The 21,763-nt window shown below is 43.5% G+C and carries 19 protein-coding genes and 1 pseudogene; 3 read left to right on the top strand and 17 right to left on the bottom strand.

What is annotated here, in order from left to right; translation table 11 throughout:
• Positions 1-75: 75 nt before the first annotated feature.
• Positions 76-1,041, bottom strand: a complete 966-nt coding sequence (locus tag IGJ74_RS00400; RefSeq protein WP_218193007.1) for an Rgg/GadR/MutR family transcriptional regulator — start codon at positions 1,039-1,041, stop codon at positions 76-78.
• A gap of 95 nt (positions 1,042-1,136) precedes the next feature.
• On the opposite strand from IGJ74_RS00400, the gene IGJ74_RS00395 reads away from it, so the two are divergent.
• Both IGJ74_RS00395 and IGJ74_RS00390 read left to right on the top strand, forming a co-directional pair.
• Positions 1,137-2,078: an ATP-binding cassette domain-containing protein gene (locus IGJ74_RS00395; RefSeq protein WP_218193008.1), complete on the top strand. Its 942-nt coding sequence runs from the start codon at positions 1,137-1,139 to the stop codon at positions 2,076-2,078.
• Entirely contained in the window at positions 2,075-2,827 is a 753-nt protein-coding gene (locus IGJ74_RS00390; RefSeq protein ID WP_016611635.1) for an ABC transporter permease, read from the top strand. The genes IGJ74_RS00395 and IGJ74_RS00390 overlap by 4 nt, the downstream gene beginning before the upstream one ends.
• Positions 2,828-2,908: 81 nt before the next feature.
• Here the strand turns inward: IGJ74_RS00390 and IGJ74_RS00385 are convergent, their stop codons facing one another.
• The 5 genes and pseudogenes from IGJ74_RS00385 to IGJ74_RS00365 all read right to left on the bottom strand — a co-directional run bounded on the left by IGJ74_RS00385 (position 2,909) and on the right by IGJ74_RS00365 (position 7,333).
• Complete coding sequence (locus IGJ74_RS00385; protein WP_218193009.1) at positions 2,909-4,348, bottom strand: family 1 glycosylhydrolase; 1,440 nt, start codon at positions 4,346-4,348, stop codon at positions 2,909-2,911.
• A gap of 44 nt (positions 4,349-4,392) precedes the next feature.
• Positions 4,393-5,658 (bottom strand): PTS transporter subunit EIIC, encoded by a 1,266-nt coding sequence (locus IGJ74_RS00380; RefSeq protein ID WP_218193010.1) that lies wholly within the window; start codon positions 5,656-5,658, stop codon positions 4,393-4,395.
• Positions 5,659-5,768: 110 nt separating this feature from the next.
• A complete protein-coding gene (locus IGJ74_RS00375) occupies positions 5,769-6,575 on the bottom strand; it encodes a MurR/RpiR family transcriptional regulator (RefSeq protein WP_015508709.1) in 807 nt (268 codons plus the stop codon).
• A gap of 148 nt (positions 6,576-6,723) precedes the next feature.
• Positions 6,724-7,014 (bottom strand): annotated as a pseudogene (locus IGJ74_RS00370) (type II toxin-antitoxin system RelE/ParE family toxin).
• Positions 7,004-7,333, bottom strand: coding sequence for an AbrB/MazE/SpoVT family DNA-binding domain-containing protein (locus tag IGJ74_RS00365; RefSeq protein ID WP_218193011.1), 330 nt, complete (start codon positions 7,331-7,333; stop codon positions 7,004-7,006). Before IGJ74_RS00365 ends, IGJ74_RS00370 begins: the two are co-directional and overlap by 11 nt.
• A gap of 255 nt (positions 7,334-7,588) precedes the next feature.
• Between IGJ74_RS00365 and IGJ74_RS00360 the strand changes: the two genes are divergently transcribed.
• Positions 7,589-7,945, top strand: a complete 357-nt coding sequence (locus tag IGJ74_RS00360) for an MmcQ/YjbR family DNA-binding protein (RefSeq protein WP_218193012.1) — start codon at positions 7,589-7,591, stop codon at positions 7,943-7,945.
• A gap of 107 nt (positions 7,946-8,052) precedes the next feature.
• Here IGJ74_RS00360 and IGJ74_RS00355 read toward each other — a convergent pair whose 3' ends face one another.
• From IGJ74_RS00355 to IGJ74_RS00305, 11 genes are all read right to left on the bottom strand, one after another.
• The gene (locus IGJ74_RS00355) at positions 8,053-9,495 is read right to left on the bottom strand and encodes a glycoside hydrolase family 1 protein (protein ID WP_005226517.1); all 1,443 of its coding nucleotides are present in this window, start codon (positions 9,493-9,495) and stop codon (positions 8,053-8,055) included.
• Positions 9,496-9,716: 221 nt separating this feature from the next.
• Positions 9,717-11,036 carry a PTS transporter subunit EIIC gene (locus IGJ74_RS00350; RefSeq protein WP_218193013.1) on the bottom strand — a complete coding sequence of 440 codons (1,320 nt, stop codon included), beginning with the start codon at positions 11,034-11,036 and terminating at the stop codon, positions 9,717-9,719.
• A gap of 7 nt (positions 11,037-11,043) precedes the next feature.
• Positions 11,044-12,324: a DUF4038 domain-containing protein gene (locus IGJ74_RS00345; RefSeq protein ID WP_086298929.1), complete on the bottom strand. Its 1,281-nt coding sequence runs from the start codon at positions 12,322-12,324 to the stop codon at positions 11,044-11,046.
• Between the two features lie 45 nt (positions 12,325-12,369).
• Positions 12,370-13,227, bottom strand: a complete 858-nt coding sequence (locus IGJ74_RS00340; RefSeq protein WP_218193014.1) for an alpha/beta hydrolase — start codon at positions 13,225-13,227, stop codon at positions 12,370-12,372.
• Between the two features lie 173 nt (positions 13,228-13,400).
• Complete coding sequence (locus tag IGJ74_RS00335) at positions 13,401-14,297, bottom strand: ROK family protein (protein ID WP_016619510.1); 897 nt, start codon at positions 14,295-14,297, stop codon at positions 13,401-13,403.
• Between the two features lie 35 nt (positions 14,298-14,332).
• Entirely contained in the window at positions 14,333-15,523 is a 1,191-nt protein-coding gene (locus IGJ74_RS00330) for an MFS transporter (RefSeq protein WP_218193015.1), read from the bottom strand.
• A 17-nt stretch (positions 15,524-15,540) separates the two neighbouring features.
• Positions 15,541-17,001, bottom strand: coding sequence for a DUF1593 domain-containing protein (locus IGJ74_RS00325; protein ID WP_086332839.1), 1,461 nt, complete (start codon positions 16,999-17,001; stop codon positions 15,541-15,543).
• Positions 17,002-17,111: 110 nt separating this feature from the next.
• Positions 17,112-18,560 carry an FGGY family carbohydrate kinase gene (locus IGJ74_RS00320; RefSeq protein WP_218193016.1) on the bottom strand — a complete coding sequence of 483 codons (1,449 nt, stop codon included), beginning with the start codon at positions 18,558-18,560 and terminating at the stop codon, positions 17,112-17,114.
• 1 nt (position 18,561) lies between these two features.
• Positions 18,562-19,503 (bottom strand): transketolase family protein, encoded by a 942-nt coding sequence (locus IGJ74_RS00315; protein WP_005232862.1) that lies wholly within the window; start codon positions 19,501-19,503, stop codon positions 18,562-18,564.
• Positions 19,490-20,326, bottom strand: a complete 837-nt coding sequence (locus tag IGJ74_RS00310) for a transketolase (protein ID WP_005232864.1) — start codon at positions 20,324-20,326, stop codon at positions 19,490-19,492. The genes IGJ74_RS00315 and IGJ74_RS00310 overlap by 14 nt, the downstream gene beginning before the upstream one ends.
• Positions 20,317-21,735: an L-fucose/L-arabinose isomerase family protein gene (locus IGJ74_RS00305; RefSeq protein ID WP_086298926.1), complete on the bottom strand. Its 1,419-nt coding sequence runs from the start codon at positions 21,733-21,735 to the stop codon at positions 20,317-20,319. Before IGJ74_RS00305 ends, IGJ74_RS00310 begins: the two co-directional genes overlap by 10 nt.
• Positions 21,736-21,763: the final 28 nt, after the last annotated feature.

The following is a 21,763-nucleotide window of genomic DNA, read 5'->3' as shown; positions in this document are numbered from 1 at the left end:
TGCATTTACTGATTTTTAATCACTTCCTCTCCGATTCTTAAACATAAGGCGCTTTCATCAGCGGAATATAGCTTTTTAGGGCTCTTCCCACCCGTAACGAGTTCCCTCAGAAAGCAAAGGATCACTCAATAAAATTCCCGGGAAATCCTCCTTTAAAACAAATGTGCTTAATGACTGATACATGGAAAACGTGGTCTTCATCCCTAATCTTTCCAATTGATCTAACGTTTGTTGCATTAAGTCCGCCGCTTTTGGCTTGTTTTGTTTTAATAGACATGTCCAGCCTTCAAAAAACGGCATAAAGATCGCTTGCTCAATGTGTTCTTTTTCATAAACATGATCTCGCCATATATGAAAGGTCTTTTCCGCATAATCCACCTCATCAAAAACAGCAAAGACGGAAAACACCGTCTCAAACGTGTTGTATAGAATATCTTTGTTGCCGGGGATTTTTGCAAAGCGCTGACTCTTTTTGATGGCGATCGTCAAACAGCGCCAAAGCAAAGCTGGCTCCATCGAAACTGCTACGCGGGCAAATAGCCGCAGCTCATAAACACCCCATGTATCGGTATTCAGCAAGTAATGTTTCGCAGAGTCCAAACAATAATTGTGTTTCGGGTACGCCTCCTGGATGGGCACCCCTTTAAAAAGCTCCTCTTTCATCAAGTAGTCAAAACGGATCAGTTGTAAGAAGTGGTCCAGCTCCAAGGAGTAATGTCGTTGAAAGTAGGCGGTCAGCTTTTGATATTTCTTTTTTAGTTTAGGTACTTCATCAATAGATTCGATCCCCATCGAACGGACATAGTCGACCATTAGCTTTTGAGCCTCCGAATGATGCTCCCCCGTATGCAGCAGTTGAAATTCGGCAAAACTCACTTCTAGTTTATCTAGCAAACGATGAAATCGTTCGCAGGAAATCGTCGTTTTGCCATTTTCAAATTGCGATAACAAAGACATCGACAATTGTTCGTCCACTAATTCCTTCAATAGTAAGCCTTTGCTTTTGCGAAGCTCTTTCACTGTCGCACCATAATTGTTCATTTTTTCACCTTCTTTTTCAATATATTGAAATAAGCAGTTGCTTTTCCCGAAGAGCCTTTATAGTTGAATTATCTTATAGAAACGAGGGAAAAGCTATGGATACCCATGTAAAAAAGAAACTGCTTCACGTGAAACATTTACAAAAAAGTTTCAAAGACAAAACCGTTTTGAAAGAGGTCACTTTTGACGTCACTCCTGGCGAAGTATTTGTCTTACTAGGATCAAACGGCGCTGGAAAAACCACTCTAGTCAAAATTTTGTCTACCATCCTGCCTTTTGACCAAGGAACCGCGCTGATCGATGGGATCGACTTGACCAAAGATCCAGCAGCGATTCGCGAGAAAATCAGTCTGACGGGGCAATTTTCCGCCGTCGATCAAGAACTAACCGGACGAGAAAACTTGCTGATGATTGCTGCCTTGCGCCATGTCAAAAACAAACAATTGATCGTCCAACAGTTGTTAGAGCGTTTTGATTTGGTGGATGCCAGCAACAGACTAGTCAAAAACTATTCTGGTGGCATGCGACGGCGCTTAGACATCGCCATGAGTTTTATCGGCGAACCTGACCTGCTCTTTTTAGATGAACCGACGACCGGGTTAGACCCGCAAAACCGCTTAGCCACATGGCACATGATCAAAGAGATCGCCGCTCAAGGACGAACGATTTTCCTGACGACCCAATACCTAGAAGAAGCTGAATTTTTAGCAGACCAAGTCGCCATTTTGCATGAAGGGAAAATCATCTTGCAAGGAACACCAACGGAAGTCAAAGCACTGCACCCTTCGCAAACGATGGAAATCAGCGTATTGACAAAAGAACACTTGCAAACCGTGCGTCAGCATCTGTCTGATTTTCCGCTGCAAGTCAATGAGTCCAGTCTCTCTCTGGCATTTCCCGTCAGTCAAGACTTCCAGCATTCCTTCACGCTGTTGCAGGAACTCAATCAACTACCGATCACCATCACCAGTTTTAATCAAAAGAATGCTTCTTTAGAGGATATTTTTCTAACACTTGTCCAAGGAGGAAACCAATGAAAGCAATTATAGAAACCAACACCTTATTCAAGCGCAATCTCTTGCTATCGATTCGCAGTATGGAGACTCTGCTAAGTGGAATTTTGACCCCAGCGATTTTAATGATCCTCTTCGTCTATGTTTTTGGTGGAGCTATGAACGTCGGCGATACTTCTTATGTCGATTTTGTCGTTCCCGGTGTCCTCGTCCAATGTATCGCCCAAAGTGCTTCCTCCGTTGGGGTAACGGTGACGGAAGATTTGAAATCCGGCATGGTGGAACGGCTGATGACCTTGAATATTTCTAACTCAGCCTTTTTAAACGGCCATGTCTTCGCCGCGACCCTTCGGAGCTTGATCAGTACCTTGGTCGTATTGATCGTTGCCATGGTCATCGGTTTTCGCCCTCAAGCCACAGTTGCTGGCTGGGGGCTCGCCTTCCTATTGATCTTTTGCTTCACCTTCGCTTTTACTTGGGTCTCAGTTCTGGTTGGTCTCATCGCCAAAAGCCCCGAGACAGCTACCTTGTTTACTGTCTTGATCACCCTGTTGCCCTACTTAAGCTCTGGTTTCGTCCCTACGGAAACCATGCCGCGCCCGTTAGCCATTTTTGCTGAATACCAACCAATGTCGCCGATCATCCATTCTTTGCGAGGGCTTTTGTTAAACTTGAAAGATACCACCTTGATCAGTGCCTTTAGCTGGTGCGGCGGTATCGTAGTCGTGAGCTGGTTCTTGGCACGAATGCTTTATCAGAAACGGATACGCTAATGACGCCGGCTCCCTTTTCTGACTCTCTTATAAAAAAAGCGGCAACGATCAAGCTTCTGCTTCGTCGTTGCCGCTTTTTTTTTAATCGAGGATTTCTCCGTTAGAAGCCGTCACTTTCTTATACCAGTCAAAGCTGGCTTTTTTGTACCGTTTTCCTGAACCATTGCCCCAATCATCTAGATCCACGTAAATGAACCCATACCGCTTGCTCATTTCTGATGAGGAGCAGCTAACAAGATCGATCGGTCCCCAAGGATAGTAGCCGATCAGTTCTACGCCATCATAGATTGCTTCTTTCATTTGTTCAATGTGCTGTTTCAGAAAATCAATGCGATACGTATCATCGATCGTTCCTTCTTCATTCAATGTCTCATAAAAACCCATACCATTTTCTGTGATCATGATCGGCAATTGGTACCGATCATAATACTCATTCAAAGCAATCCGTAACCCAATTGGATCAATCGCCCAGCCCCAGTCATTGGCTTCTAAATAAGGGTTAGGCGAAGCTGCGTCTTCTTTCCCGTAGTTTTCACTATGAATGATTCGCGTGTAGTAATAGGAGAAAGAAACAAAATCGACCGTATGCTTGAAGTCCGCTTCATCGTTTTCCCCAAATTGAATCTCGATGCCGTTTTCTTCAAAAAAGCGATAGGCATAATTCGGATAAGTTCCCCGCGCAAGTACATCTGAATAATAATATTCCATTTGATTATTTTTGAGAGCACTCAGAACATCCAACGGTTTACAAGTAGCTGGATAAACATTGCCATAATAAGACATCATCCCAATTTGAAAAGAAGGATCAATTTCTTTCCCTACTTTGATCGCTCTCGCACATGCTACCAATTCATTGTGAACCCCTTGGTACTTAGCTTGCTTCAGATTGTCGACTCGGTCAGCGGGAATACCAAGGTGGTTAAATGATTCATGGGTAATTAAGTTCATTTGATTGACTAAGATCCAATATTTGACTTTTCCTTGGTATCGCTTGAATACGACTTGCGCAAAATGAACAAAGAAATCAATCAGTTTACGATTTGACCAGCCATCATAAGCCATCGCTAAATGGATCGGCATTTCATAATGAGACAAGGTGATCAAGGGTTCCATACCGTTTTCAAGGATACAATCGATCAATTCGTCATAAAAGCGCAACCCTTCTTCGTTGGGCGTTTGTTCGTCTCCCTTTGGAAAAATTCTCGCCCAGCTAATAGATGTTCGAAACGAATTCATGCCTGTTTCTGCCAAGAGTGCCAGATCCTCACGAAATGTATGGTAAAAATCGATCCCATCCCGTTTCGGGTAACGCCCTTCTTGATCATTTAAAGCAAATTCAACGTCTGCCGTCGTTATTTCTTTGTTGCTTTTCTTTTTTATATCGATATCATTACGAAAGCGATTGATGTCTGCCACGCTCCAGCCTTTTCCCCCTTCAAGATAGGCCCCTTCTAATTGATTTGCGGCAACTGCACCTCCCCAATAAAAATCGGCAGGAAATTGCTTCTTATTTTTCTTCATGTCATTGCTCCTCTTCTCAAAATTTGATTGCTCATCTCATAGACTTATGCTTCGGTTTGACCTTCTTCATGCACTAATTTGCGCTCGTAGGCCTTGAAGAAAGGATAATAAATACCCAAATAAATCAAGAAATTCACCACTACTAAGACAGCACCGCGAATGCTGGCTGTTGCGATTACTGCTGAAAAAATACTCGGAACCGTCCACACAGCCGCTAATGGATACGCCATTCCGGGAACAAGATTGGACACAAACGCGAAATAGGTCACGAAAGTGGTCACGATTGGTGCCACGACAAAGGGAATCGCCAGTGCTGGATTCAAAACGATCGGCAACCCAAACAACAGTGGCTCATTGATGTTGAAGACCCCAGGAATAAAGCTGAGACGACCAAGTTGTTTTAAAAATTTTGATTTGGAGAAACACATCATTGCGCAAAGTGCTAAGGTTCCTCCGCCACCGCCGATCCATAAGAAAGTAAAGATAAACGGCTGTACCCCCAGATTAGGAATCGCTTGTCCGGCTTGTGCTGCTGCCATATTTGCTTCAGAATTGACTAGCCAGATCGGCAACATCACCGTCGCTAATATTTGCGGATGAATCCCAAATAGCCACATGATACAAGTCAATCCTACATAGACCAAGGGTGCTGCTAACGAGTTGGAAGAAACACTTAATAAGGGTGTGATCAAACTTGCAATCAGGGCATTGATGTCAAAGCCGATCAAGTGAACAATGATCCAAACGATCGTCATTGAAAAAAACACGGGAATAATCACTTCAAAACTGCTGCTGACATTCGTAGGGACTTGCTCTGGCAGTTTAAACCCAATATTGTATTTTTTACAAAGGCGCATGCACTCGACTGCTAATATAGCTGTCAAAATACTAGCAAACATGCCTTCTCCTCCAAGATATTGCGTAGAGATAAACGTTCCTTCATCTAAAGAAGTGAAGGTCAATGTAGTAAAAAAGGTAAAAATTGCAGAAACGCCCCCTGCCAAACTATCCAGTTGGTAGCTTTGCGCTAATCGTGCGCCAATGCCAAAAGCTGCATAGATCGAAAGCAGTCCCATGCTCATATTGAAGGGAATGATCAGTTTTGCCACTAAGTCGGGATGATTGCCCATAAATGATACATACGATTGAGGCCATGGAATATACGGAATCAATAAAAAGATCGATCCGATCACTGTGATTGGAATCGTTGCGATCAACCCATCGCGAACAGCACTCAAGTGACGTTGATTAGAAAGTTTCATCATCGGCGGCATCACTTTGGTTTCAATAAATTGCATTAATTTATCCATCAGTAAATCCTCCTAAATTTTTTAAGATATATCTTAACTTGAATATAAGCGCTTTCTCATTAGGAAACAATAAAAGCTATTTTCCAAAAATGGAAAATAGCTTTTTACGTTTACTCTTTTCTCATATTCATAATCATAAAAATCATCCATAGATGAAGCACTTTTTGCGAGTAATAATTCGACGACATCAATGGAACGACCTCTTTAAACAAGACACGCTCTTCAAAGAGACTGCTTTGAGCGGCTTGCTCGCTGAACGTCAATAAAACTTTCTGACAGGCAGTTTTTTCAAGCAAGTAGGCCTTTTTGTCGATCCAGCTACCTGTTAGATTGATCACAAAACAGATATCTGTTTCCCGCAATACTTGATCAATCAGCTGGTCTTCCGCATTACGGTTCACTTCAAAAACGATATAGCCCATTTGACTAAGCAGTTCCCGCAGGAGATTAACAACCGAAAAAGAATAGCTGTTACCCAAGATCGCCACTCGTTTTTTTCGTTTCATTTCTTCTGCAATCCGTGTGCATTGGTGTTGATCAAATTGGTCAAAAATCTGTTTTTGGACCATGTACTCTCGGGCTAAAAATTGGTCAACCATTTCAGATACTTCACTCTTTGTATCGAGATTCGCTAGCATCCCTTCAAACATCGTATTCGCTAAATGGTACTCTTGTTCAAAATAAATCGTGAGGTCATTACGCATTTCTTTAAAACTAGCATAACCAAGTTTCTTACAAAATTTAGTGATACTGGCAGGGGTCGTCTGTGCAGCATAGGCGATTTCTTCAATATAGATCGCAGGAAATTCATCGATTCGCTCAATTAAAAGTTTTGTTATCAAAAAATTCAAATCGTATTTTTTGCATTTAAATAGATGTTCATTTAAACGAATGTATACTTGACTTGTCGTTTTCATAGCGACCACCTCACTTGCTTATTTACGCTGCTGGTTTCTTCTATCTTAGCATAGGCATCCATTTCTTAGAACCTTTCACTTATCGTACTTTTAATAGAAAGCAAAAAAAGAGTCCGCCTACGCGCAACTCTTCGATTCAGGTCCCCAGTTATTTCATTAACTGCTTTAACTGTCCATAAAAATTCTCATGGGTGCCACATAACAAGTCTGGAATCACTTAGTCATCGATCACATCATAAGCAATACGATAGGTTGTCCCTGCATACTTAAAACCCTTTGACCAGATTTCAGCTAAAGCGCCAGTTTTTTGATCGCCGCTATACGGTTCGACAGCTATTTCATCATAAATGACATGAAGAAACTTTTGTTTCAGCGGTTTCTCCTTCAACTTTTTTAAATAATTCACTACTTGTCTAGATGGAATCACCTCATAAGCCAGTTTCAGTTGCCAACTCCTCTTTGGTCATTGCTTTCCCGTCGGTAGCAGTCTCCTTTGCAATTGTCTTAAATGAAGAAATCAGCTTACTCTTACGCGCTTTAAATTCGGATAAAATATCTTCGTGTTCGTATCCCTCATTAATAATATCAGTCAAGATATCTTCACTGAAATCATCGAATGGCTTTACCGGTTCAATAAATTCATACAAGATTCCATTTTCTACTAGCTTTGCTTCTACTTCCACACCATTGGGAATACCAAAGTCTTTGGGCACCGTCAACATAATGGAATTCCCTTGTTTTCTTGTTTTCGTAATCATCGTTACACTCCTCTCTCTGTTTTTGTAATTACTCTGTAAGAACATTATATCGTAATCGAATGTAATGACAAGTAATGCCGAAAGCTGAGTGTCAAATTGAGAAAATAAACCGCCTGCTACTTCGCCTTATTTATTACTATCGATGCAGCAGGTGATACGGCTCATTAAACCAAAGAGCCCAATCTCCTTTTCCAGCGAAATATTGGCAAAAATACAGTATACTGGAGTTGAATGAATAAAAAGGCAGGGATACCCATGGATCTTAAAAACCGGCTGATCGCATTCGCTCAGACCTTCAATGATGTTCAGATCGACCATCCATTTGCAAAGTTTCCCGAGTACCAAGTCTTGCGGCACCGTAAAAGCGGCAAATGGTTTGGCTTGCTGATGACTGTAGAAAAGCAAAAATTAGGCTTGGAAGGAACGGAAATGATCGAAATTTTAGATATCAAAGCAGCGCCCGAAATGGTTTCGATCATCAATCAAAGTCGCGGCTATTTACCCGCTTATCACATGAATAAAAACCATTGGCTCACCGCATTACTAGATGGCTCTGTATCAGAAAAACAACTCCAATCTTTGTTACGAGACAGCTATGAACATACCCGTTAAACCCAAATATCACAAAAAACCGATCAACGATGCGCCAGTATAGGAGCACCGTTGATCGGTTTTCTTTTATAACGGATCCTGCGTCATCCGTGAGTCTAACGAAACACTTAGGCCAACTCTTCTCCGTTTGTTGCAATAACTTGTTTGTACCAATCGAAGGATTTTTTCTTGGAACGATCCATCGTGCCGTTGCCTTCGTCATCAAAGTCAACATAAATAAAGCCATAGCGTTTGCTCATTTCGCCTGTTGAAGCACTGACAAGATCGATACAGCCCCATGGCGTGTAACCGATCAAATCTACGCCATCAGCAATCGCTTCCCCCATTGCTTCAATGTGGCGGCGCAAGTAATCGATACGATAATCATCTTCGATCTTACCTTCTTCGTTAAAGGTATCAATGGCTCCTAAGCCGTTTTCCACGATAAACAACGGTTTTTGGTAACGATCATACAGTTCATTCAACGCGATGCGCAGCCCTTCTGGGTCGATTTGCCAGCCCCATTCACTTGCTTCTAAGAATGGATTGCGGACGCCGCCTAACAAGTTTCCTTGCACTTCATCGGCTTCTTCTGTGGTGATATCCACGGCAGAAGACATGTAGTAGCTGAAGCCAACATAGTCAACAGTATGTTCAGCAATCAAGGCTAAGTCTTCTTCGGTAATCTCAAGATCCTCTTTATTGACGCCGTGTTCTTTGTACAAACGATCCGTAAAGGATGGGTATTTTCCACGTACCTGCACGTCGGCACAGTAGTAGTTGAAGGCTTGATTATGGATCATCGTCGCCACTTGGTTGACTGGGTTCGCATCAATGCTGTAAGTCGTTGCATAAATGATCATACAACCGATCTGTAACTCTGGGTTTAATTCATGGCCGATTTTGACTGCTTTACTGCTGGCAACAAATTGGTTGTGCCACGCTTGGATCACGTTTGTAAAGTCGCTGGCACCCGTGCTGTTGACCATTCCTTGACTCAATGCAGAGAAATGGAAAGCAGAGTTGATCTCATTGAAGGTCATCCAGTATTTGACTTTGCTGTGGAACCGTTCCAAGACGACTTTTGCAAAACGCTCATAGAAATCGATCAATGCTCGATTTTTCCAGCCACCGTATTCTTTGGCTAAATGCAAAGGCATTTCATAGTGGGAGATCGTAACCACTGGCTCGATCCCGTATTTCAAACATTCATCGATCAGCGCATCGTAAAATGCTAGCCCAGCTTCGTTTGGTGTCGTTTCATCGCCTTTTGGAAAGATACGTGTCCAAGCGATAGAAAAACGATAGCTCTTGAAGCCCATCTCTGCAAACAACGCAATGTCTTCTTTGAAACGGTCATAATGGTCGATCCCGCGATGATTTGGATAAGTGTATTTGTCCTCATCGATCGTCCAATCAAACGTATCACTACCTAAAATCGCTAAACGCTGTTTGCCGCCAGGCATTGCATCCGCCACTGACAATCCTTTGCCATCGCGATCGAACGCCCCTTCTAATTGATTCGCTGCGGTCGCGCCGCCCCATAAGAAATTTTCTGGAAATTTTGCCATTTGCTCGTTCTCCTTTTGTTTTCTTTTGATAAACCTACCTAGCTGGTTACTGAAAAATCTCCGATAAAAAACAAAAAACCTAAATAAGAGCCGCTGCTAAAACGAGAATAGCGCTTTCTTATTTAGGTCTTGCCTGATCGAGTCAGTAACAATCCACGTGGGTTTTCTTTCTTTAACTATAGCACTAACTCGTTGGCTTGTCATCATAAAATCGGTTTCTTTTAAACCGTTTCCCCCGTTGCATCGATACTTTCAGTTTGTGGGTGACCCTCCGCTTGCGCTGCTTCTGCTTCGGTTTTTAATTTTCCTTTATCTAAGACTTTAACAAAAGGAATGTACAGCAAGCAGCCTGCCAAAACGCAAACGACTTGTAGAACTGCGACCTGCCAGCCTCCAGCTAGAAACCCATTTAGAAAAATCGGTGTGCCAAAGGGAACTTGTACGCCACTAAGTCGTGGAACGATCCCACTCCAGATCGCTAGGTACGCCACAAGCACTTGAACCAATGGTGTTAATATGAACGGAATCGCCATGATTGGATTCAAAATCAGCGGTAAGCCAAAAATCACCGGCTCATTAATGGTGAACAATCCAGGAACGGCACTTAGGTTAGCGACTGTCCGTGATTGTTTTGATTTCGCCAACAGCAAAATAACGATAATCAATGACAATGTTCCCCCAGCCCCACCAATACCAGCAAACAAATCATAAAACGACTTGCTCAAAATATTTGGCAGCTCGGAACGAGCAACACCGCTAGCTAAAGCATCCATATTTTCTACATCCATTGGTAAGTACAAAGCGGTGACAAAGCTACCCACCACCAACGAACCATGGATACCGAAGAACCATAGCACCATTTGGATCAGTACAATAAATAACAACGAACCGACACTAGAAGACAAGCTTTGCAGCGGCATTGCCAAGATTTGATAGATGAAATCTGAAAATGAGCCATAAGAAGTAAAACTGAATGCCCAGCTAATGACGATCGCGGTAAACCCAGAAATAATTGCTGGAATCAAACCGGCGAAGGTATCCGTCACAAATTGCGGCACGCCTGCTGGCATTTTGATGGCGATTTTTTTTTCTAAAATAAAGCAGTACAAACGAGCAAAAACTAAGCCGCAGATCATAGCGGTAAACAAGCCTTGAGCGCCGAGTTTGCTCATGTCGAGGGTCGTTGTTTCCTCCAAGGTGACCATTGGCGTCATCATCAAAAAGGCAAACAACGAAACGATGCCGGCAGGGACTGCCGACTGCTTAAATTCTGTCGCTAAACGGTGACCGACAAGAAAGGAAGCGTACACTGAGATAACCCCAACGGTCATACTGTAACCGACGGAAAAATAACCGCCAATATTGATCGAGTTGATAAAATCTGTCCACCCTTGAATCGGCAAAACTGCTAACAACAAGGCGATCGAGCCAATAATGTTGATCGGCAGCGTCGCCATCAACCCGTTTGAAATTGCCTTTAAATACCGATTGTTGGAGATTTTATCTGCAAATACTAATACCTTATCCATATATTTATCCATTTTCTTTTCACTCCTTTATTTGGATGACGAACAATACATCTTCGTGACAATTGTGGGGATGGAAAACAGTGATACCATCAGTAACTGTCAGTTTTGGTTTCAAGAAACGATTGGTGTTCAAATCGATCAATGTGACGGTCGCTGTAGAAAGATCTCCTTGCAGGCGAACTGTTGTATTGCTTGGCAAGTAAAGCAAGGCATCCTTCCTTCCTGCGATAGCTGCCATACGAATCTGTTCATCTGCATCGATCAAGCGCTCTTGGCAAGGCACAAGCTCCTGAATATTTAATAATTCAAATAATTGCTTGATAAAGCCATAATCATCTGCCCCAGGAAAAGACAAAGCTTCTGGCCAAATCATCGGACGATCAAACGCTTCCCCGATTTCTTCCGCAAAGGTTGCCGTCGGGGTTTGCCAACTCCAGATGCCGTGGGCACCGTACGTGATCCCAGCCGAGCCGCCGGCTAACAATGATTGCCATGCTGCTTTGCGGACATCTTTTTGACCAAATCGACCGTATACGTGACGGGCATAGCCCATTTGTTCATAGCAAGGTTCTGAGTTGATGATCGGCAGTTGCGGTTCTCGTTGATAAAAACGCTCTGCCAAATAATAAGGCATATTCAAAAAGGCGCTGTTATGACCTGATTGGTATAAAAATAAGTCCAAATGTTCGACGATAGGTTCAGGGATTTCTTCAAAACGTCCCTTGATATGAATCGTTTTCAAGGTATTGGGCGAATGCTTTTCAAAGAAAACAAAGGCTTCTAGATACGTATCGATGGTTGGCTGTGTTGGGAAGTCCGTATCGCCACCAATAAAGTAGATCGGATGGAAGGCATCAAACGTCTTAATCACTTTTTGATAGTAGGCCTGGCGGCAATCCTCCGGCAACACGTTGCGTTCTTTGTCCAACTGGCTAGCCCAAGTGCCAGCGACATAGTTTGACCACAAGACAACCAATGCTAAAGTAAAGCCTTTCTCATCGGCAATTTTACAAAGACGCTGAGCCCGTTCGAAATAGGCATCCTCCCAAACCGTAAAATCAAAGACACCCGCATCAAGGGGAAACGGCAAGCAGTCAAATTGACCACGGCTGCGATCCCATTGCGGTAACACATTGATTTGAAGGGTGTTGAATCCCTGCTCTTTGCGTTTGTCTAAGTAGGTGATCCAGTCATTTTCTTGAATACTAGTAAAAGCACTCCAGCAAGTATCGGCTAAATAAAAGAAATGCTGTCCGTCTCGCAATAAGGTGCGTTTGTTTTGGTTTACGGTGATTTTCACGGTGGAGCTCTCCTTTCATCGGCACAAGTTGTGCACTGGCGGTTATTAATCAATATAACTACTGAGCCAGCCTTCGCACAGCTCAAACCATTTGGCGACATGGGCATTGAGGTGACTTGACTTGCGTGCCGTTGTTCGATCCGCTAATGCCAGTCCGTGTTCGCCTTTTTCAAAAATATGCAGTTCGAATGGAATTTCTGCTTCTCTTAATTTGACCGCCAACTTCAACGAGTGCGCCACATCGACTAAGACGTCTTCCGTCGTATGCCAGAGAAACATCGGAGGTGTCCACTGATCGACATGATGCAAAATGCTCATGGATTGAATGGCTTCTTCCGTCGGTTGTTTACTCCCAAAAAAGCGCTCGTTGGCAGTTAAAGGTGTTTCGATTAGACGAGCGGCAAAGCCTAGCTCATCGATTGGGAAAGCATGCTCTTGATAAACCAATGGGTAGCCAGCGATCGCCAAATTCACTTTCAGTAAGTCACTGCTGACGCCCAACACTTCTGCCAGCTCAGCATCGTGCCAGCGCGTCGCTAGCTGCAACGCTAGATGTCCGCCTGCTGAAAAACCGCAAACGATGATTTGCTCCTCATCCACCAACCATTCTTGAGCATGCGCACGAATGATTTTGACGGTTTGGGCAGCTTCCATCAAGGCATTGTGGGGAACGTTTTTCACCTGATCACCGGTGGTGTACCATAAAACAACGCTATTTAGCCCGATACTATTGAATTTCAAGGCAATGACTTCCGCCTCTCGATCACTGGTAAAGGCGTAGCCGCCGCCTGGACAGACGATCACTAGCGGTCGTTTCTTGCCGACATTGTACTCTTTGGATTGGTGCAATAAATAGGTATCCACGTAAGCCGTTTGATTCAGTTGAATTCGTTTGGTCTCCATATAGTTCCTCCTTAAGCATCTTAAATTCCCAATCAATTTAAATCGTTTTCATTTTTTGCATTTTTCAAAGTGCATTAGTTGAATACCTGGACAAAGCAATCGATCGTTCTTCTAAACACGCAATACCGACTGCTCTGTCATACTCTTTTTCTAAGTGAAACTACTTCAGCTGCTCACTCTTCCTGTTTTAGAAATAGCGTGATCGCACCTAGAAGATTCGCTTCACTTTGAAATTTACATCCTTGGATCTTTAATGGAGCTAACATCAAATCGATCAAGGCCACTCGGTCACGCAACTCCTGATACTTCAATTGAACTTGATCAATCAAAATACTTTGTCGACTGATCCCTCCCCCAATCACAACGATTTCCATATCGATGACTGCTTGCAGATTGATGATCAGCGTCGCGATACGTTCACAATAGTTTTCAAAAAGCTGCGTTAATTCAAGACTAGCTTCCTGTTGGATTGCCTCAAAAACAGCGAGTCCATCATGTTCATCTTCAAGCCCTAACAGTGCGGCACCTTGCTTCACAAATTCAACCGCCGAATGCGTAAAACCAGTCACATCTGAGACATTCTTCAATGAAGGAGCCTGAGTCATGAAGCTTAATTCACCGGCTTGAAAATGGCTACCTTCGAATAGTGTATGATTTAGAATCAAACCACCGCCAACCCCAGTCCCTAAAATGATCGCTGCGCCGTTTTTTACACCTTGTAAATTCCCTAACCACTGTTCAGCAAGGGCGGCGGCTTTGCCATCATTTATTAACTCACACTGAATGCCACAAGCTTCTTCGATCAGTGCTTTCACCGGAACCTCATGGAGATAGCCCAAAGAGCCCCCAAAATAAACGATTCCCCCTTCGGTATCTACTTTTCCTGGTAGACTAAGACCTACACCTGCAATTTCAGTTTTGAATCGCTGAACAATCGCTCGGACTACTTCGAGAAAATCCGCCAAGTTTTGAGGCGTTTTTTGTTTTTCACAAGCCGTTAAACGTCCGGAAACATCTACAACACCATATTTAACAAATGTGCCCCCCACATCTATACTTAGATACTTCATCTCATTCCTCTAATCTCTATTTTTGATTACCCTTATTAATCCAATGTTAACCGTTTGCCAATCAGCAAATAGATCACAGCAAAAATCAACATGACAGTTCCAGCAAAGATAAAAGCAAAAGCAGCACGCTGATTGCCAAACATGATCGCCGGTAACGAACCGAAGTATGGGGCTAGAAAAGAACCCAGGTTTGTGCCGACCATTGCAATCGAGATCGCCAAATTAATTGATCCTTTTGGTGCTTTACTCATGATCAATCCCCATGAATAAGGCAACAGCAATGATCCACCAAATCCTAAGAAAATAACGATCACGGTAAATGTAACAAAGTTAGTGGTCTGACTAAGAAAAATAAACCCCAATCCCAGAAATAGATAGCTAATTGGTAAAGAAAAATGTTTTGTATGTTTGACGAGTTTACTGTAAAACAGATTGGCAATGATCGAAACAAACGTGTAGATCGACATGACGATACCAATGAACGAGGGATTGGCGAAGTTTTCTTCTGCGACGAAGATACTTGATTTTAGGAAAAAGACCATCAAAAATGCAAAACTGATCAGTAAAGCGATCGCTTGTAAAATGACTGGTAAATTGATCGACTGCTTTGTTTTAGTTCCAATTTCCTCCTCTGACGCGACGATATCAGTAAGTTTTGGTTCATCATCTCGAGGTCCCCAGATAAAATAAAGCACTAAAGGAATGATTCCGACAAAATTGGCAGCAAAGGCAATTTGCCAACCGCTAAACATCAGGATACCGATCAAAAAGGTAACTGCTGTTTGCCCAGCACTCTGAACGGCACTTTGTAAACCGATCAGTCGTGCTTTTTCTTCGCCTTCATAATATTCACCAATCAAGCTAACGGCTAAGGAATTGAACAAACCAAAACCCGCACCTAGAACTAATCGTGAAAAATAAATCAGGGAATAACTACTGGAAAACACGGGAAAAATCCCAGCGAGAAAAGATAAAATCAAACCCAATAACACTGTTTTTCGTGTACCGATTGCCCGAACAAAAAAGGAACTAAGCAACACAAAAATCATTACTGTGAAGTTGGAGGCGGTAACTAATGCCTCAACCGCCGTTGCACTTTGATCAACAAACGATTCTTGCATTAAGCTCACAGTTGCTGCAATCGCGCCACTCGTTGTCAGCATCAAAGATAAGGAAAGAAGGGCCACTTTGAACATGAAGTGTTCAGATTTTCTATTTGTTTGCATAATTATCACTCCATTTTTTATTTGGCGATTAAAATAACTCGCTGATACGTTGTCAAAGTGCCATTCGTTACCTCTAAAATCAAATGAATCGTTTGACCAGATTGGATATCTTCTGGAATTTTCACTTCGACGGTTTCTGTGTTTTCTCGAACAAGCTTAACTGGATCGACGGGTTGTTTAGCAAGCTTTTCCGATACCTTACCAAATAATAAGCCCATCGATTCAAACTCATTGCCAGTTGGAACAGGTGTCGTTTGATAAGTTGATGCCTCAAAATAATGCCACCATTTAAACGCCAAATCTCGCTGATTTGGATCAGTCGCTTTCGCATGGATTGTCAGGATTTCTCCAGGAGAAACTTCTTGATCATTCCCCTTTTCGATAGAGACGATCGGATAGTGAGCCGCCTCATCATAGGTTTTGGCAATACACCAAGCTGCCCGTCCTTTAAAGTCATCTTGAATGTCATCGAACCATCTCGTTAGAGTATATTGCGCTTCATAACGTTGGTTATAAGGATTATAGTCCATAGCACTATTGATATACTTCCGGGCAGCGTCAACCTTTTCAAAACGCCCACCCCAACCACCATAGCTAGGATCATCACTATTTCGTAGCCCATTGTTTAAGAAATAGAAGTAAGAAGGGGAATCTCCTTCTGAGATAAAATCAAAGCGCGCATAGTCAGGATTTTTCTCTAAATATTGATCAATCCCCCGCTGTTCTTCTTCAAGTTCGCCTTCTAAAACATTGCCATCACCAATCAATGCATATTTTTTTAATAAGGGACCGTGATTGTCTCTTAAATTTAACTGCCATTTGGGCTGTAATCGTGTAGCTAGCTGAGACTCAACCATTTTCCAGGCATAGGCAAAATACCAGAAATTGAAACGATCGTTGATCACTTCAATCGACCAATTTTTCTCAATATATTCGCTATAAGTAACATCTTGGTCAAGAATGATATAAATAATCACCTTTTTTTCAATTCGTTCTTTGATTGCCGACCAATTTGGCTGATGAGCATACTTTTCCTCAATCGATTTCAATGCCCGTGCCGTTGTGTTCGTTCCTCCCCATGTTTGAATGTATAGTTTTCGTGGATCTGTATCATTGATCAAGTAGTCCTCAAGGAATTTGGAACCCTCGGTTTCTTTGGTCATTTCTCCCGGAGAATCAATGTTGCCAATATAGTAAATACTTTTCAAGTATTCGGGAGAAGGATAGTCTTCAGCGTGTATTTTCAAGTTCGGATATACCTGAGCATAAAGATCGATAAAGTCATTGATCCACTCAGATCCTGTCCAACGATACGGTTCAATGCCTTTATCTGGATCCCCAGCATAATGATAAACTGAACTTGTCAAGACAATCCCCTCGGTATCAAAACAGTCGCTATAAAGTAAATAGCGTAAAAATGAATTCATATCATCGACTTCACCATCGGTCGTTATAATTGTTCTGGCTTTATTATTCATTGTTATCATCTCCTTTTCTTACAAAAATAGCGTCTTGCTTTATTAAAAATTCAGCCATCCTGTACATTTCGAAAAAGCAAAACGAGGCATCCTGTTCCTATGATCTTCTTCTATCCTTCACTAAAAGCAGCTGACTTCTCAATGAACCGTTTCCATTTTTCATATTTCAAACGGATCACGGCCTGTTCGGCTTGCGGAACGATCGTGGTTTGCTGAATAGCTGGTTCATTCATGGTTGGTTTGGCAACAAGCATTGTGCCGATGGCTGAAAATTCTTCGACTTCGCTGACGATGACGGGTTTATTGATCAAAGTCGCCAATAAGCTCATCAAGGCGCGGTTTTTCGAAACACCGCCATCGATCATTACCTGATTGATCAGTCGTTCAGCGACTTCTTCCATCACATCGATCACTGCTTTGATTTGAAAAATGATGCTTTCTAAAACGGCTTTCAACAGCTCATGAGTCGTCGTTGTGCGTTTCATGCCGACAAAGCTGGCAGTCATCGTATTATCCCAAAAAGGGGCACCCATTCCTTGCAATGCTGGGATAAAATAGATGTCTTCTTGACTGTCACTGGTCAGCACTTCTTGACAGATCTCAGCTACATCTGGCAGCGGAGCCACTTGCTCACTGAACCAGTTGATGGCGTCACCACAGGAACGGATGATGCCTTCTAGCGCAAACGCTGTTTCCTGGCTAGTTTGCCAGCCGACCGTCGTCAAAATGCGGCGATCCCGCAACGTCTGCTCCTGCTGCACTTGCATCATGATCGAACAACCGGTGCCCATCGTGATTTTTACATCCCCAAGGCTTTGACAACCTTCACCGAATAATGCCGCTTGTGAATCGGCTAAGATCCCTTTGATAGGGATTCCGTGATAGCTACCGAAAACCGTATCAGCAGGTTGGATCGCTGGCAAGTCTGCTAAATGGATGCCAAAAAGTTTGACGAGCTCTGCATCCCAACGGCCCTCTTCAATATTATAAAACAATGTTCGGCAAGCGTTGCTGGCTTCTGTCGCAAATACTGTCCCTTGCGTTAAATTCCACAACAGCCAGCTGTCCATCGTACCGATCGCCAATTCGCCAGTCCCCGACTTTTCTTTGATGGCTGATAATTCTTGGGCCAACCATTTCACTTTGGTGCCGGAAAAATACGGGTCTAAGCGTAAACCGGTCTTTTGATTGATCGTCCTTTCCCAGCCTTGTGCCGTCAATTCTTCACAAATCGCGGCGCTGCGGTTGCATTGCCACACGATCGCATTGTACAGGGGATTGCCAGTCAATCGGTCCCATGCAACGATCGTTTCCCGCTGATTGGTCAATGACAAGGAAACGATTTGATCTGCAGTGATCGCTTGTTCTTGCAACACTTGTGCCAGCAATTCTTGGACATTTTGCCAAATCTCAAGGGGATCATGTTCGACCCACCCGACTTTTGGATAAATTTGGCGATGTTTTTTATCGTAACGCTGCAGGATTTTCCCTTCTTGAAACAGTAAGAGCTTGGTACCGGATGTACTCTGATCTAAAACAAGCTGATAGGTCTTGTCCATCTTAAGCTCCTAGAAACGCAACCGCTGTTTTCGCTATGGAGGCACCGTCTAAGCCATAATGGGCAAACAGTTCTGACGAAGAACCAGTAATCAAGGCTTCATCCGGAAAAGCAATGATTTTTTGTCGAATGCCCGTTTCTTCTGCCAGCGTTTCCGCCACGGCAGCTCCTAAGCCGTTGTATCGGCTGTGTTCTTCCACAGTGATCACGGTGCCTGTTTCTTTCGCCACTCGTTTGACCGTTTCTGAATCAAAGGGCTTCAAGGAATGAACATTTAAAACGGTAGCAGTGATACCTTGTCTTTCCAATAGCTCAGCAGCATCCAACGCTTGGCGCACGGTTTCGCCAGTGGCGAGCAATGCGACATCTTGACCGCTTCTCAGCTCAATGGCTTTGCCGATCTCAAAAGGATAATCTGCAGAATCATAACAATCTTCAACAGGATTGCGACCGAGACGGATATAGGCTGGTTCATTTGATGCCGCTAAGGCTTTAAACATTTGGATCGTTTCAAAGCGATCTGCTGGCAACAGCACTTGCAAATTAGGGATCGCTCGTGCCACTGCGATGTCTTGCAAGGAATGATGACTCATGCCTAATGCCCCATAGCTGACACCGCCGCTGATGCCTACGAGTTTGACATTTTTATTCGAATACGCGACATCGACTTTGATCTGCTCGATACTGCGCATGCTGAGAAAACAAGCAGGGGATGCAACGAAAGGGCGTTTGCCCATATGGGCTAAGCCGGCCGCAATACTGACGATGTTTTGCTCTGCGATCCCTACTTCCACCAATTGTGTCGGTAATTCCTTGGCAAAAGGTGCTAACGAAGCGGAACCACGAGAATCACTGGTCAACACCGTGATCGCAGGATTCTTTTTTCCTTCTTCAATCAATACGTCGCACATCGCTTGGCGATTGGCAATATTATTTTTTCCCATGAGTCAAAACCTCCATTTGCTGATCAAGTTCGGCAATAGCTTGTGCAAGCTCTTCTGCCGTTGGCACTTTATGATGCCATTGCGCTTGATTTTCGGCTGCAGAATAGCCTTTGCCTTTGATGGTTTTAGCAATGACCAGCTTCGGTTGATTGGGCTGATGCGGTTTTTCTAATGCAGCCACCAAGGCAGCCATATCATTGCCATCAACGATATGCACATCCCAACCAAAGGCACGCCATTTTTCATCTAGCGGCTCCACGGCCATCACATCTTCCGAGGCTCCAGTGATCTGCAAGCCGTTGCGATCAATGATGGCGGTCAAATTGTCCAGCTGGTAGTTGGCAGCCGCCATGGCTCCTTCCCATACCGAGCCTTCTGCTAATTCGCCATCTCCCAACAACGTATAGGTTTGATACGTGCGGTGATCCAGTTTGCCTGCCAAGGCGATCCCTACTGCGACGGGTAAGCCGTGACCTAGCGAACCAGTATTCATCTCAACCCCAGCTACTTTATTGTTTGGATGACCGATCAGTCGTGAACCAAATTGCGAAAAGGTGGCTAATTCTTCTTTCGGCAAAAAACCTTTGTCCGCTAAAACGGCCCATAGTACTTCTGCAGCATGTCCTTTACTTTGGATATACTGGTCACGATCTTGCTTTTGGGGATCTTTCGCATCCACATTCATTATCTGATAATACAGGGCCACTAAAATATCGGTACAAGAAAGATCCGAACCAGTATGACCCGTTTTTGCTTGATAGATCAGCTCTAACACGGATTTTCGAATCGTTAAAGCCTTCATTTCCAGCTCGTTTATTTCCATGATTGATCCCCTCTCAAGTATGCTTTGACGTCTTCTTCGATCGGATCATAAAAATCTGGCTGCACGCCGATATATTTGCACGCTTCGTACAAGATCGGCACCACATTTTTTCTGACCGCCGCAACATGATGAATATAAGGGCCCTCAACGAGTTTGAATTCCAAGCGATTCAAATTCGCAAATTCTAGATAGAGATAGGTTCCTTGATTGTATGGTCCATCGATCCCTCTGCCGGTGCCCATCAGCAACGAATACTCGCCGTTGTCTCCATCAAAGCGACACAACGTATACTCGTCTTTGATTGCCCGAAAAGCGACTGATCCCGGATAGTCAAAAACAAAATGCCGTTGCGGCAAAATGGGTTTGGTCTCCGCGGTGGAATAAGCAAAAACCCCTAAGTGCTGCAGCAATTCGCCATTCTCGTTTTCTGGATGGCGGCAGTTGACATCCGCAAAGATCGCACGGTGTTCCCCCAACGAAGCGGCTTCGACCAACAGTTCCGAGATCGCCCCATGAACATCCGTCTCACAGACAAAAGGCAGACCTTCTTCTTGTAAAAGCGACAGGGAGGCATACGGTAAAATACCGATTTCGTCTTGTAAAGCCGTCCAACACTGGATGACCCCTGCATTGCAGCCGTAGCTTTCACATAAGTTTTGCAAGGCCACTTTAAGGGCTGCCACCATCTCCAAATCTTTCGCCGAAATTTGGACTTCCGTATTGGTTTCGAAATAATCAATGACTGCTTGCAATTTATCTGGCTGCTGTTCTTTGACTTTCTTGATTTCTTGCACCACTTCTTGGATCGGTACTGGTGATAGCGAGATATTGAAACGCTCCAATAGTTCGCCTTCGTTGCAGATCACGGTCCAAAAATCAAAGGGGCGTGGGCCAACTTGCAAGATTCGTGTTTGTTTGAAGGTCTTGACGACATTGCAGACTTTGATAAAGTCTTGCAAGCCGCGGGCAAATTCCGGTGAATCAATATCAGAATTTTTGACATAGGTGAAAGGTACCTTGAAACGGCGCAAGACTTTTCCGATAGCGAAAAGACCGCATTGCGTATCCCGCAAACGTGAACCATCGGCGGCTGGTGTCTCGTCTTTGGGTCCCCATAGTAAGACGGGGACATCTAGTTTTTTGGCTAGACGAGCACAGGCATATTCCGTACCAAAGTTTTCATTGGCTAGAAAAAGACCGTCGATTTTTGCTGCTTTGAATTTTTCGGCGATTTTTTCAACCCCTTCATCATCGTATAGCAAGCCATCTTCGTTGATATCTAAAATATCTACATAATCAATGGCCAGTTCGTCCATTTTTTGTCGTGTCAGATTAGCGTACTCAATGGCTGCTTCTGCACTAAATAAATTTCTTCTAGTCGGGGCGAACCCGATTGTTACTTTATCCATAAAACCACCCTTTGCGTTTTAGTATATT

This window comes from Enterococcus sp. AZ009 (assembly GCF_050548785.1).
GTDB classification, from domain to species: domain Bacteria; phylum Bacillota; class Bacilli; order Lactobacillales; family Enterococcaceae; genus Enterococcus_D; species Enterococcus_D entomosocium.
This window is presented reverse-complemented; position numbering and strand designations above follow the sequence as displayed.